This window comes from Lutibacter maritimus (assembly GCF_900116115.1).
Classification (GTDB): domain Bacteria; phylum Bacteroidota; class Bacteroidia; order Flavobacteriales; family Flavobacteriaceae; genus Lutibacter; species Lutibacter maritimus.
Genome location: NZ_FOZP01000004.1, coordinates 290,182 through 307,727, shown reverse-complemented (window position 1 = coordinate 307,727; position 17,546 = coordinate 290,182). Strand labels below are relative to the sequence as shown.

The 17,546-nt window shown below is 30.9% G+C and carries 14 protein-coding genes, 1 tRNA gene and 1 riboswitch; of the genes, 10 read left to right on the top strand and 5 right to left on the bottom strand.

Annotation, left to right across the window (positions count from 1 at the left end; genetic code table 11):
• Positions 1–6 precede the first annotated feature (6 nt).
• Positions 7–1,590 carry an L-aspartate oxidase gene (nadB, locus tag BM335_RS08555; protein WP_245780645.1) on the top strand — a complete coding sequence of 528 codons (1,584 nt, stop codon included), beginning with the start codon at positions 7–9 and terminating at the stop codon, positions 1,588–1,590.
• Positions 1,591–1,600: 10 nt separating this feature from the next.
• On the opposite strand, the gene BM335_RS08550 is transcribed toward nadB, so the two are convergent.
• Together BM335_RS08550 and BM335_RS08545 are read right to left on the bottom strand one after the other, a co-directional pair.
• A complete protein-coding gene (locus tag BM335_RS08550; protein WP_090225452.1) occupies positions 1,601–1,987 on the bottom strand; it encodes a pyrophosphohydrolase domain-containing protein in 387 nt (128 codons plus the stop codon).
• A 33-nt stretch (positions 1,988–2,020) separates the two neighbouring features.
• Positions 2,021–2,737: an SDR family NAD(P)-dependent oxidoreductase gene (locus tag BM335_RS08545; RefSeq protein ID WP_090225449.1), complete on the bottom strand. Its 717-nt coding sequence runs from the start codon at positions 2,735–2,737 to the stop codon at positions 2,021–2,023.
• A 42-nt stretch (positions 2,738–2,779) separates the two neighbouring features.
• Here BM335_RS08545 and BM335_RS08540 point away from each other — a divergent pair, with 42 nt between their 5' ends.
• Entirely contained in the window at positions 2,780–2,965 is a 186-nt protein-coding gene (locus BM335_RS08540) for a hypothetical protein (protein WP_090225447.1), read from the top strand.
• Between the two features lie 59 nt (positions 2,966–3,024).
• Here the strand turns inward: BM335_RS08540 and BM335_RS08535 are convergent, their stop codons facing one another.
• Positions 3,025–5,043 (bottom strand): dipeptidyl-peptidase 3 family protein, encoded by a 2,019-nt coding sequence (locus BM335_RS08535; RefSeq protein ID WP_090225445.1) that lies wholly within the window; start codon positions 5,041–5,043, stop codon positions 3,025–3,027.
• An 89-nt stretch (positions 5,044–5,132) separates the two neighbouring features.
• On the opposite strand from BM335_RS08535, the gene BM335_RS08530 reads away from it, so the two are divergent.
• Complete coding sequence (locus BM335_RS08530; protein WP_177219184.1) at positions 5,133–6,143, top strand: SRPBCC family protein; 1,011 nt, start codon at positions 5,133–5,135, stop codon at positions 6,141–6,143.
• A 51-nt stretch (positions 6,144–6,194) separates the two neighbouring features.
• Here the strand turns inward: BM335_RS08530 and BM335_RS08525 are convergent, their stop codons facing one another.
• Positions 6,195–7,583 carry a dipeptidase gene (locus BM335_RS08525; RefSeq protein WP_090225440.1) on the bottom strand — a complete coding sequence of 463 codons (1,389 nt, stop codon included), beginning with the start codon at positions 7,581–7,583 and terminating at the stop codon, positions 6,195–6,197.
• 125 nt (positions 7,584–7,708) lie between these two features.
• Here BM335_RS08525 and BM335_RS08520 point away from each other — a divergent pair.
• Positions 7,709–7,790 (top strand) — tRNA-Leu (locus tag BM335_RS08520).
• 120 nt (positions 7,791–7,910) lie between these two features.
• On the opposite strand, the gene metK is transcribed toward BM335_RS08520, so the two are convergent.
• Positions 7,911–9,167, bottom strand: coding sequence for a methionine adenosyltransferase (metK, locus tag BM335_RS08515; RefSeq protein ID WP_090225438.1), 1,257 nt, complete (start codon positions 9,165–9,167; stop codon positions 7,911–7,913).
• A gap of 254 nt (positions 9,168–9,421) precedes the next feature.
• Between metK and BM335_RS08510 the strand changes: the two genes are divergently transcribed.
• The 6 genes from BM335_RS08510 (at position 9,422) to BM335_RS08485 (ending at position 17,537) form a co-directional block, all read left to right on the top strand.
• Positions 9,422–9,844 carry a DM13 domain-containing protein gene (locus BM335_RS08510; RefSeq protein WP_090225435.1) on the top strand — a complete coding sequence of 141 codons (423 nt, stop codon included), beginning with the start codon at positions 9,422–9,424 and terminating at the stop codon, positions 9,842–9,844.
• 402 nt (positions 9,845–10,246) lie between these two features.
• On the top strand, positions 10,247–11,521 hold the full coding sequence (locus tag BM335_RS08505) for an O-acetylhomoserine aminocarboxypropyltransferase/cysteine synthase family protein (RefSeq protein ID WP_090225432.1): 1,275 nt from the start codon (positions 10,247–10,249) through the stop codon (positions 11,519–11,521).
• Between the two features lie 74 nt (positions 11,522–11,595).
• Positions 11,596–11,696: riboswitch (SAM riboswitch) on the top strand.
• Positions 11,697–11,794: 98 nt separating this feature from the next.
• Complete coding sequence (thrA, locus tag BM335_RS08500; RefSeq protein ID WP_090225429.1) at positions 11,795–15,184, top strand: bifunctional aspartate kinase/homoserine dehydrogenase I; 3,390 nt, start codon at positions 11,795–11,797, stop codon at positions 15,182–15,184.
• Between the two features lie 82 nt (positions 15,185–15,266).
• Positions 15,267–16,436: a trans-sulfuration enzyme family protein gene (locus BM335_RS08495; protein WP_090225426.1), complete on the top strand. Its 1,170-nt coding sequence runs from the start codon at positions 15,267–15,269 to the stop codon at positions 16,434–16,436.
• Between the two features lie 128 nt (positions 16,437–16,564).
• Positions 16,565–16,834 carry a DUF2061 domain-containing protein gene (locus tag BM335_RS08490; protein ID WP_090225424.1) on the top strand — a complete coding sequence of 90 codons (270 nt, stop codon included), beginning with the start codon at positions 16,565–16,567 and terminating at the stop codon, positions 16,832–16,834.
• 85 nt (positions 16,835–16,919) lie between these two features.
• Positions 16,920–17,537, top strand: coding sequence for a phosphoadenosine phosphosulfate reductase domain-containing protein (locus BM335_RS08485; RefSeq protein WP_090225421.1), 618 nt, complete (start codon positions 16,920–16,922; stop codon positions 17,535–17,537).
• The last annotated feature ends 9 nt before the right edge of the window (positions 17,538–17,546 follow it).

Here is a 17,546-nt window from a genome sequence, read left to right as displayed (position 1 = left end):
AAATAAATGAACGCTGAAAAAAAAATTCACAAAACAGATTTTTTAGTAATAGGGTCTGGAATTGCAGGATTATCATTTGCATTAAAAACTGCAAATAAATTTAAAAATGCGAGAATTACTATAGTTACTAAAAATGAAAAAAACGAGTGTAATACAAAGTATGCACAAGGTGGAATTTCTACAGTTTGGGATAAAACAGTCGATTCATTTGAACAACACATAAAAGACACATTAATTGCTGGGGATGGAATTTGCGATGAAGAAGTAGTTAAAATGGTAGTTAAAGATGCTCCTGAAAGGCTTCAAGAATTAATAAATTGGGGAACACAATTTGATAAAGACGCAGATGGTAATTATTCATTAGGAAGAGAAGGTGGACATTCACAAGATAGAGTTTTACATCATAAAGATATAACCGGAGCAGAAATAGAAAGAACCTTAATTGAACAAGTTGAGAAAGCTGAAAATATTAATTTTTTAACGTATCATTATGCAATTGACTTAATTACTGAGCACCAAGTAAAAAAGCAAGAGACAAAAAGAAAAGAAAAAATTACTTGTTTTGGAGCGTATGTTTTAGATGAAAAGAAAAACATTGTTAAAACTTTTTCAGCAAAAGTAACAATGCTTGCTACTGGAGGAAACGGTCAAGTGTATGTAACTACAACAAATCCAGTAATTGCGACGGGTGATGGAATTGCAATGGCGTATAGAGCTAAAGCTGAAATTTCTGATGTTGAATTTATACAATTTCACCCAACAGCGTTATACAACCCTGGAGAATATCCTGCATTTTTAATATCTGAAGCCGTAAGAGGTGAAGGTGCTATTTTAAGAGATTATTATGGGGAACGCTTTATGCATAAATATGATGAACGTGAGGAATTAGCATCAAGAGATATTGTTGCAAGAGCTATTGATAGTGAACTTAAAAAAAGTGGAACATCAAATGTTTATTTAGATTGTACACATATTGATTATAAGGCTTTTAAAAAACATTTTCCTAATATTACTGAAAAGTGTAAAAGTTTAGGAATTGATGTAAGAAAGGATTTTATTCCGGTTTGTCCAGCGCAACATTACATTTGTGGAGGTGTAAACGTGAATAAAAAAGCAAAAACTTCTATTAAAAATTTATATGCTTGTGGTGAAGTAACCAGAACAGGGCTTCATGGCGCAAATAGATTGGCTTCCAACTCATTATTAGAAGGTCTTGTGTTTTCTCATAGAGCAGTTGAAAATTTATCAAAACGATTTTCTAAAATTAAAGCACCTACAAGCGTACCAGTATGGAATGATAGCGGTGTTGTAAAAAATATGGAAAAAGTATTAATTACTCACGATAGAAATGAAGTAAAAACTATTATGAGCAATTATGTTGGAATTGTTCGTTCTGATGAACGTTTATTAAGAGCAGAAAGAAAATTGCGCGTTTTATATGAAGATAACAAACGATTATACGATCACTCTGAACTTTCAGTAGATTTATGTGAACTTCGTAATTTAATTACAACAGCATATTTAATTACTCAATTTTCAAAATTTAGGAAAGAAAATAGAGGAGGATTTTACAATATAGATTTTCTGTAATACATTTTTATTATTTATAAATAATATCAGAAATATTAGGTTTAAAATAATTTGGGCCTTTCATTACTTTTCCGTCTTCTCTATAAATAGGTTTTCCGTCTGCACCTAGTTTGCTCATATTGCTACGTTGAATTTCATTAAAAACCGCTTCAATTTTATGTTGCATTCCGTGCTCCAAAATTGTTCCACATAAAATATACAACATATCACCCAAAGCATCGGCAACTTCAACAATATCATTATTTTTAGCAGCTTCAAGGTATTCCTCATTTTCTTCAGCCATTAAATCAAACCGCAATTGAAGTTTGTTTTCATCCAAATTTGCAATTGGTTTTTGTTGAACTCCTAAACCAAACGCTTCATGAAATTCTTGTACAGCTTTTATTTTATTCTTCATTTAAATTATATTTTTTGTGAGTAGATTTTTTTTCTAAGAAAATTTATAGAGTAATGATGTTGGTGCAAATTTTAAAACCCAAGCTATTAAAGCCCATCTTTTAGTAATATATGCTTTTCTTTTTTTCTTTTTTATTGCCGAATAAATTTGTGTTGTTGCTTTATTTACCGAAGCCATCCAAAAAGTTTCGCCCAATGCCATTGCTGTATCCACAAAACCTGGCTGAATATCGGTAACCATAATTTTAGCTTTACTTCTTTTGCCCTTCATGTATAAGGATTCTAAATAATTAGCTTGAAATGCTTTAGAGGCAAAATAGCAAGGTGCGTGTCTGTTTCCTCTTATTGATGCGATAGATGAAATACCTACCAAATGACCATAACCTTGCTTTCTGAAAAAATTATAGGCTAATCCATAAATTTGAGTTGCCGCAACTACATTTGTTTGAATAACATTATTTTCTTGTTCCCAATTTAATGTGTAGTTAGCGTCACCAATTCCTGAGCTATACACTATTAAATCTATATGTTTAAATTGAGTTTTTAATTCGTTAAAAAACTGAATGTTTCCTTCTAAATTAGTAACATCCTGTTCTTTAACTATGTAATTTTCTGGATTTGATTTTTTTATTTCTTCTAATAAAGTACGTCTTCTTCCTGTGATAATAACGTTATAACCTTTAGTTACTAAAACTTTAGCTAATTCTTTTCCAATTCCAGAAGAAGCTCCTATAATTAATGCTCTTTTCATAACAAAAAATTTGTACTTTTACTGTAAATATACACAATAAAAATGTTTAGCAAAGGACAACTTATTTTTGCAGGTTTATTTGTAATTGCTTTTACAATTGCAATGATTTGGAGTTATAGAAAGGATATTAAAATTCATAAAAAGTATTATAAAAACAGCTTTATAGTTATTATTGCAATGTTTTTAATTATTGCCATTTTTACGTTAATAACCTTTTCATTACACTAAAAAAAAATCCGCTTCAAAAAGAATTGAAACGGATTTTAAAAATTGATAAATTCTATTTTTTAATTTTCGTTTGGAAGCGTTGTAAATCTTTGTGCATAATCTAACATTTGTTCAACAAAATCAGTTGGTTGCACTACTTTAATATCAGTAATATTTCCGTCAGCGTCAGTTACAGGAGTTAAAACTGGGTTTACAAAACCACTATAAGGAGCCGATTTAAATTTCGCATTTCTATCTAAAACTTCTTTATGAATTGCTTGATCTACTTTTACTCCGTAGGTTTCAATCAACGCTTTTCCAGCTTCAAAATCTCCTTCAGATTTTATACGTTGAATTTCACGCAATAAATCGCCAAATAAAACTCTTAATTTAGCGTAATCTCTAATAACAAAATACGTTTTATTATCCTTTACAACTTTTTCAATTACATTTTCAGGTTGTCCTTTTTCAAAAGCCCAAGCAGCAACTAATTGACGGTTTCTCATATGTGCTTCTTCAATATCGTCACCTAAATTTAAACGAACTAATTGAGTTAATAAACCATTTCTAATGTAACCATCATACGCTGCTTTTCCAATTCCTTCTGCATTTGGAGAAATTTTCATTTCAACTAATTTTGCGTCAGGTAAATAATACAAACCAACTAAATCAGCACGCGCTTCTTCTAAAGTTGAAGCATAATTTTTCAAAGTTTCTTTTGGTTGTCCAATACCTTCATTTAATTGTCCGCTTGCGTGACCAATAACTTCATGTAAAGATGTGTGTAATTTATCAGCCGTTTGTCCGTATTCAATTTCAGCAGCAATTTCAGCTTCATCAAAAGCAAATTCTTTTAATTTATCAGTTCCACCAGCTTGGTTGTATGCTTCAATAATATTACCTAAAGAAACAGATTTAGAACCATGTTGTTGACGAATCCAGTTGCTATTTGGTAGGTTCACTCCAATTGGTGTTGAAGGTGAAGAATCTCCAGATTCAGAAGCTACATTTACAGTTTTGTATGAAACTCCAACAACATTTTTCTTTTTATGTTCTGGTAACAATGTTGAATTATCTTCAAACCATTGTGCGTTTTCCGATAAAACTGCCATTTTTTTAGACATATCAAAATCTTTGATTTGCACCACTGTTTCGTAAGAGCCCCTATATGCTTTCGGATCGTTATAAACTTCAATAAATCCATTGATATAATCAATATCACCATCGGTGCTAGTAGCCCAGGCAATATTATAGTCGTCCCAAGTTTTTAAATCGCCAGTTTGGTAATATTTTATTAATAATTTTAAGGCTTCAGCTTGTTTTTCATTTTCAGCAACTTCAACAGCTTTTTCTAACCAAAACACTATTTTTTCAATAGATGCACTGTACATTCCACCAACTTTCCACACTTTTTCTTCTAAAGTACCGTCGTCATTTTTAATCAATTTAGAGTTTAAACCAAATTCAACAGGTGTTGCATTATTTTCATCAATTTTAGTTGCATAAAAAGCATCAACATCCGCAGCAGTAACATTTGGCGAATAAAAATTAATTGCAGAACCTTCTAATAAACCTTTGCTTTCATCTAAGTTTACTTTTTTAGCGTCAGCATCATTAAAAATAACATCATACGCTTCACCTAAAAGTTCTGTATTTGTTTCTTTTAATAGGCTATCAAAATATTCTTTTGTAAATTCTGGAATAAATTTGTCGTTAGAATAATGATGATGAATTCCGTTTGAAAACCAGATTCTTTTTAAATAAATTTCGAAATTTTTCCAGTTTTCTGAAGTTTTATCTCCTTTAAAATTTTGATACACATTTTCTAAAGCGCGTCTTATTTTTAAATTGTGACGGTAATTTTGATCGTACATAATATCTCTTCCTTCCATTCCGGCTTGAGATAAATAATACACCAATTTTTTTTGATTTAAAGTAAGGTTTTCAAAACCAGGAATTTGATAACGAAGAATTTTTACATCTGCAAATTGTTCTACTTCATACTGAAATGGTTCTTCAACAATTGCTTCTTTTTCCTTTTTACAAGAAAATAAAATCGACACAAATAGTATCGAAAACACTAAATATTTAATTTTCATATTATTAAAATTTGATTGAACTCCAAATTTACTAAAATTTCACCGATTAATTTATTAATTTAGCTAAGCTAAAAACTAATATGATAATTATGAGAGCTTTAAAATATATAGTACTTTTTTTGTTAATTTTTATAATTGGAGGGTCTATTTATATAGCTACTTTAAAAGCAGATTACAATACTAAAAGTACACGTACAATAAAAGTGCCTATTGAGATGGTTTTTAATGAAATAAACGATTATAAAAACTGGAATAATTGGGGGCCTTGGTTAGAAATGGATAGTTCAATTGTTGCATCGTATCCTGAAATAACTTCGGGAGTTGGAGCGTCATATTCTTGGACTGGAGCAGAAGGAAGTGGTTCAATGAAAACTATTTCAATAATACCAAATAAAGAAATTATTCAACAAATAGATTTTGGTTCAGGAAGTGCCCCAGAGGTTTATTGGAAATTTAATGCAGTTGAAAATGGTACTGAAGTAACGTGGGGAATGCGTGGTAAAAATAGTTTTAGTGAAAAATTATATTGGCTTTTTAAAGGTGGAATAGAAAAAAATATGACTCCGATGTATAACAGAGGTTTGGAGTTATTAGATCAATATTTAACAAAAGAAATGGAAAAACATAGCTTTAATTTTAAAGGTATAGTTGATTATGGCGGCGGTTTTTATTTATATCAAACAACATCGTGTAAAATGGATTTATTTAATGATAACATGAGAGAAATGATGGCAAATGTTTCTAATTTTATGGATGAAAATACTATAGAAAAGTATGGAAATCCTTTTGTTTTATACCATAAATGGGATGAAGAAAATAAAACAGTTATGTTTTCTGCTTGTTTTCCTGTAAACGTAAGAATTATAACTACTGGGAATATTTTAACAGGATTTCAAGAGCCTGTAAAAACGTTTAAAACCGAATTTATAGGTGATTATAAATTTTCAAATGAAGCTTGGATTGCTGCTAGCAAGGCAATTTCAGATGCAGGATTAATTGCAACAGAAAATGCTGAGCCTTTTGAAATTTACAAAGTAGGACCAGAAAACACATCCAATCCGGCTAAATGGATTACAGAAATTTATATTCCAGTTAATTAAAATATAAGTTAAATAAAAAAGGGTTTCAATATATATTGAAACCCTTTTTTATTAGGAATGTAACTCAGCAAAATATTTGTAAAATAAAGGAATTGTTTCAATACCTTTTAAGTAGTTAAATACTCCAAAATGTTCATTTGGTGAATGTATAGCATCACTATCTAAACCAAATCCCATTAATATAGTTTTGCTTTTTAATTCTTTTTCAAATAGCGCAACAATAGGAATACTTCCTCCAGAACGTTGTGGAATTGCTGGAATGCCAAAAGTTTCAGTATACGCTTTGTTTGCCGCTTGATAACCAATATTGTCAATTGGAGTTACATAACCTTGCCCACCATGATGAGGTGTAACTTTTACTTTTACAGCTTTAGGTGCAATACTTTCAAAATGATTTTTAAACAATTCTGTTATTTCTTTCCAATCTTGATTTGGAACTAATCGCATAGATATTTTTGCATAAGCTTTGCTGGCAATTACAGTTTTTGCTCCTTCACCAGTATAACCTCCCCAAATTCCATTGACATCTAAAGTTGGACGGATAGAATTTCGTTCGTTTGTTGTGTAGCCTTGTTCACCATAAACATCTTCTATATCAAGTGCATCTTTATAATTTTCTAATGAAAAAGGAGCTTTTGCCATTTCAGCTCTTTCTTCCAGGGAAAGTTCTTCTACTTTATCATAAAATCCTGGAATTGTTATGTGGTTGTTTTCATCGTGTAAGGATGCAATCATTTTTGTTAAAATATTGATTGGATTTGCAACTGCACCACCATATAAACCGGAATGTAAATCTCTGTTTGGACCAGTTACTTCAACTTCAACATAACTTAAACCACGTAAGCCAGTTGTAATTGATGGTTGTGAATTTGAAATCATTCCAGTATCAGAAATTAAAATAACATCATTTGCAAGTTTTTCTTGATTGCGTTCAACAAACCAAGCTAAGCTTGATGAGCCAATTTCTTCTTCACCTTCAATCATAAATTTTACGTTGCAAGGTAACTCATTATTAACGGTCATATATTCTAATGCTTTTACATGCATATACATTTGACCTTTGTCATCACAAGCGCCACGAGCAAATATGGCTCCTTCAGGATGTTTATCAGTTACTTTTATAACAGGCTCAAAAGGAGGAGAGGTCCATAAGTTAATTGGATCTGCAGGTTGCACATCATAATGTCCATAAACTAATACAGTTGGAAGTTTTGGGTTTATAATTTTTTCACCATAAACTATTGGATAACCAGGAGTTTCACAAATTTCAACGGCAGTACATCCTGCTTTTTCTAAAGCATCTTTTACAGCATCGGCAGTGTTTAACACATCTTGACTATAAGCTGAATCTGCACTTATTGATGGGATTTTCAATAATTCAATAAGTTCATGTATAAATCTTTCTTTATTATTAGTTACGTATGATTTAATATTTTCCATTAAGAGTAGTATTTATTTTACTCAAAATTACACATTTTTTTTTTGATTAAAATTGATTAAAAAAATATTTAATAACTACTTTGCAATTTGTTAGGATTGTGTATATTTGCACCCACAATTACCACGCGGGCGTGGTGGAATTGGTAGACACGCCAGACTTAGGATCTGGTGCCGCAAGGTGTGGGAGTTCGAGTCTCCCCGCCCGCACAAAAAAAGCCTCTCAATTTTGAGAGGCTTTTTTTGTGAAAAAAAGTTAAAAAAATCTTCAAAAATTTAGGAGAACCTAAAGTAGTGAAGATTTTAAATTTTTATTAAAAAATAAAATAATTACAGTCCAAAAGCTGCTTTTACTTTATCAACATAATCAAGCTTTTCCCAAGTAAATAACTCAACATCAATTACTTTTTCTGTTCCATCAACATTTGTAAATTTTTTTGTAACAGTTCTATTGTCACGTCCCATATGTCCGTAAGCGGCTGTTTCTAAATACATTGGCTGACGTAGTTTTAAACGTGCTTCAATTGCTGCAGGCCTCATATCAAATAGTTGTTCTACTATTTCTGCAATTTCGCCATCACCTTTATTTACGTTTGAAGTTCCGTACGTATTTACATAAATCCCCATTGGTTTTACAACACCAATGGCATAAGAAACCTGAATTAAAATTTCATCTGCAACACCAGCAGCAACTAAGTTTTTAGCGATATGACGCGTTGCATATGCAGCACTTCTATCCACTTTACTTGGGTCTTTTCCAGAGAAAGCTCCACCACCGTGAGCTCCTTTTCCACCGTAAGTATCAACAATAATCTTTCTTCCTGTTAACCCTGTATCTCCGTGAGGTCCGCCAATTACAAATTTCCCGGTAGGATTTACGTGATATGTAATATTATCATTAAACAATGCTTTAATATTAGCTGGTAATTGTTTTAAAACTCTAGGAATTAAAATTGAAATAACATCACTTTTAATTTTAGCTAACATAGCTTCGTCTGTTGGTCCAAAATCATCATGTTGTGTTGAAACTACAATATCTTTAATTCTAAAAGGAACATTATCATCGGTGTATTCAATAGTAACCTGACTTTTAGAATCTGGACGTAAATAGGTTATTTCATTATTTTCGCGTCTTAAAGCAGCCAATTCGTGTAGAATTAAATGACTTAAATACAATGCTAAAGGCATATAATTTTCGGTTTCGTTGGTTGCGTAACCAAACATCATTCCTTGATCACCAGCACCTTGCTCTTCTTTGGTTGCTCTATCAACACCTTGATTAATATCTTGCGATTGTTCGTGAATTGCAGAAAAAACACCGCAAGAATTTCCATCAAACATATACTCACTTTTAGTATAACCAATTTGATTGATAACATCACGTGCTATTTTTTGAACATCTAAATATGTGTTAGATTTTACTTCTCCAGCTAATACTACTTGACCAGTTGTAACCAATGTTTCACAAGCAACTTTTGAGTTTTCATCAAAAGCTAAAAAGTTATCTACTAATGAATCCGAAATTTGATCAGCAACTTTATCTGGATGTCCTTCAGAAACTGATTCGGATGTAAATAAATATGACATAATTATTTAATTTTAAATTGTTTGAAGAAAATTTTGTTGATTGCGTTGGTCGCTAAAGAGAGTAAATAATTACTGCTTTAGCATTTTTTAATGAGGTTGCAATCAGTTCAAATTTTTCCTCTTGAATATTTCGTTTGCAAAGTTATGAAAATTTAAAAACTAAATACTAATTAACTATCAAATAATTTTTTAATGAATATTTTGTAATGATTTTAATCTTTTTTAGACTATAGTTTATAAAACTTAAATATATTATGAAGAAAATAACTGTATTGGTACTTTTTGCTTTAATATTTAGTAATTGCTCGGGAAACGATGAAATGGAAACAATTGTACAGCAAATGGAAATGGAAGATGATAACCCAACAAATGGAAACATTTTTGTGATGGGAGATTTTGTAAATGGAGCACATCCAACATCTGGAAAAGCATCTGTAAATGCTGATATAACAGTATTAAGTTTCTCAAATTTTAAAACGGATAATGGGCCAAAATTATTAGTGTATTTATCTACAGATGTGAATTCTACAGAATTTGTAAACTTGGGCGATTTAAAAGGAATTTCAGGTGATTTTACGTACACAATTCCTGAAAATACAGATGTAGCGAAGTATAAAATTGTAAATATTTGGTGTGTTGATTTTTCAGTTAGCTTTGGTACGGCAGAATTAAAATAATTAATTTTTTTGTTGCATATTAAAAAAATGTATTTACATTTGTCACATCAAAATAAAGAAAAATGAAAATTATGTTTAACAAAATGCGTACAATGATGTGTAAAATTTACACAGAGGATGCTATTGTTTAAAATGTAATAAAATATAACAAATAGAAACCTCTGATAACTCAGAGGTTTTTTTATATCAAAAAAGTAATAAAATGAATTTAAATTTTCCAAAAAATATGTGCAACTTATCAGAAATGTCTATGCAAATGATGCGTAGCACAATGAAATGGTATTGCCAAAAATAAATGGAAAAAATAAAATCGATATAGATTTAAGTCCCTTTGGTAATACCTAAAACCAAAGGGACTTTTTTATTAAAATACATTAGAATTAAAATATAAAAAATATAACAATGAGTACTCAAAAAATTTCAACACAAGCATTACACGCCGGACACGATACAACTAAAACAGGAGGAACGAGAGCTGTTCCAATTTATCAAACATCATCGTATGTTTTTAATGATACAGAACACGCGGCAAATTTATTTTCATTAAAAGAATTAGGATTTATTTATACCAGATTAAACAACCCTACCAATGATATTTTACAACAACGTTTAGCCGCCATTGAAGGTGGTGTTGGTGCGGTAGTCTTTGCATCAGGAACTTCGGCAATTTCTACAGGATTGTTAACCTTATTAAAAGCTGGTGATCATATAGTAGCTTCAAGTAGTTTGTATGGCGGAACATTTACTTTACTAAATGTTACCTTACCAAGATTGGGAATAACAACTACGTTTGTAGATGCTTCAAACCCAGAAAATTTTAAAAATGCAGTGCAAGAAAATACAAAAGCTTTTTTTGTTGAATCTTTAGGAAATCCAAAATTAGACGTGTTAGATTTAGAAGCTATTGCAGAACAATCAAAAGCAGCTGGAGTGCCATTTATTGTTGACAATACTGTTGCAAGTCCAGCGTTGTTAAATCCAATAAAACACGGAGCAAATTTGGTAATCCATTCATTAACAAAATATATAGGCGGACAAGGAAACTCTTTAGGTGGCGCCATTATTGATGCCGGAACTTTTGATTGGACCAATGGAAAATTCCCTGAATTTACTGAACCATCAGCAGGTTATCATGGTTTAATTTATAGCGAAGCTTTAGGAGCAGCTGCGTTTACTTTTAAATTAATTTTAGAAGGATTACGTGATTTTGGTGGTGCTTTAAGTCCGTTTAACGCTTTTCAAATTATACAAGGATTAGAAACGTTGCCAGTTCGTATAAAACAACATAGTGCAAATGCATTGGAGTTGGCAAAATGGTTAGAAAGCAAAGAAGAAGTTGCTTGGGTAAATTATCCTGGTTTAGAAAGTAGTAAATACTATAAATTGGCTAAAAAATATTTACCAAACGGACAAAGTGGTTTAGTTACTTTTGGTTTAAAAGGAGGGTTTGAAGCTGCTAAAAAAGTGACAGATGCTACTAAAATATTTTCATTATTAGCCAATATTGGTGACACAAAATCATTAATAATTCATCCGGCAAGTACAACGCACCAACAATTAACGATTGAGCAACAAGCTGGAGCTGGAGTAACTCAAGATTTAATTAGGTTGTCTGTAGGTTTAGAAGCTATTGAAGATTTAAAGCAAGATTTAGAAGAGGCTTTTAAGCAAATTTAATTTATGCTGAAATTTTTTGTGTGAGAAAAAATTATTACGTTAATTTGCGCCTTAGTTCATAAACTAATTGACAATTGTTATCAAGAAAGGCAGAGGGAATAGACCCAGTGAAGCCTTAGCAACCCTTTATTTTTAAAGAAGGTGCTAAATTCTACCCAATTTGGATAGATAACTCAATAATTACTTTCGGTAATTTCTGCAATTTCTCATAACATTATTTTTTAAGCAACTAAAGTCAGTTTTTTGATTTTTAATCAATGAATAAATAATTTAATGAGTAAGTTAAAACATATTAAAATAACCAATTTTATTCCTGAAAAAGGAACTTTAGGTCAGGATATAAATCTTTCGTATCAACTATTTGGACAAGATTTATATACTGCACCGGTAGTTTTAGTAAATCACGCATTAACAGGTAATAGTGATGTTGCCGGTGAAAATGGTTGGTGGTGCGATTTGGTTGGTGGAAATAAAGTAATTGATGCCAATAAATATACTGTTTTATCATTCAATATTCCTGGAAATGGTTTTGATGGTTTTGTGATTGAAAATTATAAAGATTTTGTGGCGCGAGATATTGCTAAAATATTTTTAATTGGTTTACAAGAATTAAAATTGAAGGAACTTTTTGCATTAATAGGAGGTTCATTAGGAGGTGGAATTGCGTGGGAAATGGCAGTGTTAAATCCAACAATTACAAAACACTTAATAACCATTGCAACCGATTGGAAATCTACCGATTGGTTAATTGCAAATTGCCAAATTCAGGAACAGTTTTTATCAAATTCTTGCAATCCGGTGCACGATGCTCGTATGCATGCAATGTTGTGTTACCGAACTCCAGAATCGTTTAAAGAACGTTTCCAACGATCAAAAAATGAAGAGTTAGAAATTTTTAATGTAGAAAGTTGGTTGTTGCATCACGGTAAAAAATTACAAGAACGTTTTCAGCTTTCGGCCTATAAATTAATGAATCAATTATTAAGAACAATTGATGTAACTAAAGGTAGAGAAGCAACAATTTTAGATTCAATTAAAGCAAATATTCATATTGTTGGAGTAGATTCTGATTTGTTTTTTACTGCGGAAGAAAATAGAGAAACACACAAACATTTAGCATTAACAAACCCAAAAGTTACCTATAACGAAATAAATTCTGTACACGGGCACGACGCTTTTTTAATGGAATATCAACAATTGAGTAAAATTATAGAGCCAATATTTAATCAAAGTTCTAAAAAAAATAAAATGAAAGTAGTAAAATTTGGAGGAAAGTCATTAGCAAACGGTATTGGAATTGAGAGTTCTTTACAAATTATTGCTAATAAAATTAAAAATGGAGAAAAAATAACTGTGGTGGTTTCAGCAAGAGGAAATACTACAGATTCTTTAGAGTCTATTTTAGAAAAAGCAAAAAATAATTTGCCATATGCTGATGAGTTTGAAAAACTGAAAAGCTATCAATTAGAAATTGATAATTCGGTGGATTTAGGTGCTGAATTTCAATTATTAGATGAAATTTTTAGAGGTGTAAATTTACTAGGAGATTACACTCCAAAAGTAAAAGATCAGGTGTTGGCGCAAGGAGAAATTTTATCTGCAAAAACTTTGACTCATTTATTAAATAAATTGTGTATAAAAGCCAATTTTGTAGATGCTAGAACATTGATAAAAACTAATAATCAGTTTGGAAAAGCCTTACCTTTTGAAAGTGTTTCAGAAGAAAATGTGATTGAATATTATAGAAAGAATAATGGTGATGTTACGCAAATAATTACTGGTTTTATTGCATCAAATTTAAATGGGGAAACAACTACTTTGGGTAGAAATGGTAGTAATTATACGGCATCATTAATAGCAAACTTTTTAAATGCTGAAGAGTTTCAAAATTATACACATGTAAGCGGAATTTATACTGCAAATCCGGATTTGGTTGAAAATTCAAAAAAGATAGAAAAACTTTCGTATCAGGAAGCTAATGAAATGGCCAATTTTGGAGCAAATATTTTACACGCAAAAACCATTATTCCATTAATAGAAAAGAATATTCCGTTAAGAATATTAAATACGTTTGATCCTGAAAATCCTGGAACTTTAATTGGTTCAGAATCGGAGCAAGGCGGAATTAAATCGTTATCTGTGCAAGAAGATGTTGCTTTGGTAAATTTAATTGGTAGAGGTTTATTAGGGAAGGTTGGTGTTGATGGACGAATTTTTGGTGCTTTAGGGAGAGAAAATATCAGTATCAGTATTATTTCACAAGGATCATCAGAGCGTGGAATTGGTTTTGTAGTGGAAGCTAAAAATGGTTACAAAGCAAAAACGGTGTTGGAAAATGAGTTTAGTAATGAGTTTCAAACCAAAGATGTAAGTCAGATTTATGTTACAGAAAAAGTTTCGGTAATTTCAATCATCGGGCAAAGTTTGTACTCTTTTAATCAGCCATACAGCGCTTTAATTAAAAACCATATTACGCCAATTTTAATTAACAATACTGTAACCGGCGAAAATGTGTGTTTGGTGGTAAAAAAATCAGATTTAAACAAAGCGGTAAATGTAATTCACGGTGAAATTTTCGGTGTTTCTAAAAACATAAATATTGCCATTTTTGGAAAAGGATTAGTTGGAGGAACGCTGATCAATCAAATTTTAAAAAGCAAAGAAAACATTATCAATAGAAAAAATATCAATTTAAACATTTTTGCAGTAGCTAACTCATCAAAAGTATTGTTTAATAAAAATGGTGTTTCTGAAAATTGGGCTAAAGATTTAGAAAATAGTACAGTTGAAAATAATATTCAGAATATTTTAGATTTTGCTGAAAAAAATCATTTAGAAAACTTAATTGCTATAGATAATACCGCAAATAGCGAATTTGTAAAAAACTATATAAACCTAGTTGAAAATGGTTTCGATTTAATTTCTTCAAACAAAATTGCCAATACATTAAGCTATTCATTTTACAAAGAATTGCGTGGTAAATTAAAAGAATTTAAAAAAGCATATTTGTACGAAACCAATGTTGGTGCTGGTTTACCATTGATTGATACGATTAAATTATTGCATGATTCTGGTGAAAATATTACAAGAATTAGAGGAGTTTTTTCAGGGAGCTTAAGTTATTTGTTTAACAATTTTTCTGTTCAAAACAGGCCTTTTAGTGAAGTTTTAGGTGAAGCTATTAAAAACGGTTATACTGAACCAGATCCGAGAGAAGATTTGTGCGGAAATGATGTAGGAAGAAAATTATTAATTTTAGCCAGAGAGTTAGATTTGCAAAATGAATTTGAGGATGTTATTATTGAAAATTTAATTCCAGAAAATTTACGAGAAGGTTCTGCAAAAGAATTTTTAGGTAAATTAGAAGAAATGAATGCGTATTACCAAGCTAAAAAAGAAGCGCAAAAAGAAAATCATGTGTTAAGATATATTGGTGATTTATCGGGTAATTTGCAAGAAGACAAAGGAATTTTAGAAGTAAAATTAATTTCTGTTCCTGCAAATAGTGCATTAGGACAAATACAAGGAGCCGACGCAATTTTTGAAGTATTTACAGAATCGTACGGCGAAAAACCAATTGTAATTCAAGGAGCAGGAGCAGGAGCAGCGGTTACAGCGCGTGGCGTTTTTGGAGATATTTTAAGATTAGCAGAAAAAAATTAATTCAAATAACTTTTAAACCTCATTCTGAACTTGTTTCAGAATCTGTCAATATATTTTTACAAATAAGTGAAATACCAAACAAATGAGCCATAAAAATTTTGAAACAGAAGCAGTTAGAACTCAGTTGGAGAGATCTCAATTTCAGGAACATACAACGCCAATGTACATTACATCTAGCTTTGTTTTTGAAGATGCAGAAGATATGAGAGCTTCTTTTTCTGAAGAAAAGGAACGAAATATATATTCTCGATTTAGCAATCCAAATACTACAGAATTTGTAGAAAAAGTAGTTAAAATGGAAGGTGCTGAAGATGGTTATGCGTTTGCAACAGGAATGGCTGCCATTTATTCAACCTTTGCAGCTTTATTAAGTAGTGGAGATCACATTGTTTCTGCGCGTTCGGTTTTTGGTTCAACACACACATTGTTTACAAAATATTTTCCAAAATGGGGAATTGAAACTTCTTATTTTGATATTAATAAACCAGAAGAGATTGAACAATTTATTCAGCCAAACTCAAAAATTTTATATGCTGAATCTCCAACAAATCCAGGAGTTGATATTATAGATTTAGAATTATTAGGCACAATTGCCAAAAAGCACAATTTGTTATTGATAATAGATAACTGTTTTGCAACGCCATACATTCAACAACCCATAAAATTTGGAGCAGATTTAGTGGTGCATTCTGCCACAAAGTTAATGGACGGGCAAGGAAGAGTTTTAGGTGGAGTTGTAGTTGGAAGCTCAGATTTAGTTCGTGAAATCTATTTGTTTTCAAGAAATACAGGCCCAGCAATGTCACCTTTTAATGCTTGGATTTTGAGTAAAAGTTTGGAAACCTTGGCAGTTAGAGTAGATAAACATTGCGAAAATGCGTTAAAAATTGCTGAATTTTTAGAAAATCATCCAAAAGTAAATACAGTAAAATACCCTTTTTTAAAATCGCATCCTCAATATGAAATTGCTAAAAAGCAAATGAAATTAGGAGGAAATATTATTGCAATAGATATAAAAGGAGGAATTGAAGCGGGACGAAAATTTTTGAATGCTATAAAAATGTGTTCGTTATCGGCAAATTTAGGTGATACCAGAACCATAGTTACGCATCCAGCATCTACAACGCATAGTAAGTTAACATCAGAAGAACAATTATCTGCAGGTATTTTTCCTGGGTTAGTGCGTATTTCGGTTGGTTTAGAGCATGTGAATGATGTAATTCAAGACCTAAATCAAGCATTAAATAACTAAAAAATACTATCGATTTTTACGAATATGTTAATTCTTTAATTTTTAACAACCTATAAGTCTATCGGTTTGGTAGACTAATAAAAAAAGCCGTATGTTTGCATTGTCAAAAATATTTATAATTTATAAAAATGATTTTAGATCAAATTTTAACTTCAAATGAAAAAGAAACTGAAAAAAGTTTTCAAAAAGTTAAAAGTTCAGAAAACGCCACCCGCAGTATTGTGAAAGCAATAAGTTGGCGCATGGTTGGTACTATTGATACAATTGTAATCTCATTTTTTATTACTGGAGAAATTAAAATGGCATTATCAATAGGTATGGTTGAAGTTATTACAAAAATGGTATTATACTTTTTCCATGAAAGAGTTTGGAATCTTGTAAAATGGGGCAAAAAATGAAACGAGCATGTTCAAAATTTTATCACAAAACGGAATGATTAAAAGCGAACAGCATGTGACCATTAAGAAATAATAATAAAGACACATGAAAAATTTAGATATAACACAAATCAATAAAGATTTAAAAGATAAATCGCCAGCTGAAATAATAATCTGGGCTTTAAGTATTACAAAAAATGCTTTAGTAACCACTAATTTCAGACCTTATGAAGTTGCAATTTTACACGCAACTACACAAGTAAATCCAAAATTAAAAGTTATATGGTGCGATACTGGTTATAACACGCCACAAACCTATAAACATGCAAATGAATTAATTGACACATTAAAATTAAATGTTCATTTATATGTTCCTCAGCAAACGGCTGCTCACAGAGATGCTACTATAGGAATACCTCAAATTGAAGATCCATTGCATAAAATTTTTACAGAACAAGTAAAGTTAGAACCTTTTAATAGAGCAATGGCAGAACATAAACCAGAAGTTTGGTTTACAAATTTAAGAAGTGGTCAAACAGCTTTTAGAAATAGTATAGATATTGTTTCTGTAAGTAAAGATGGGGTTTTAAAAGTGAGTCCTTTTTATCATTGGTCTGATGAACAATTAGATACATATTTAAAAGAACATAATTTACCGAACGAATTTAAATATTTCGACCCAACAAAAGTTTTAGAAAACAGAGAATGCGGATTGCATTCATAAAATAAAGAT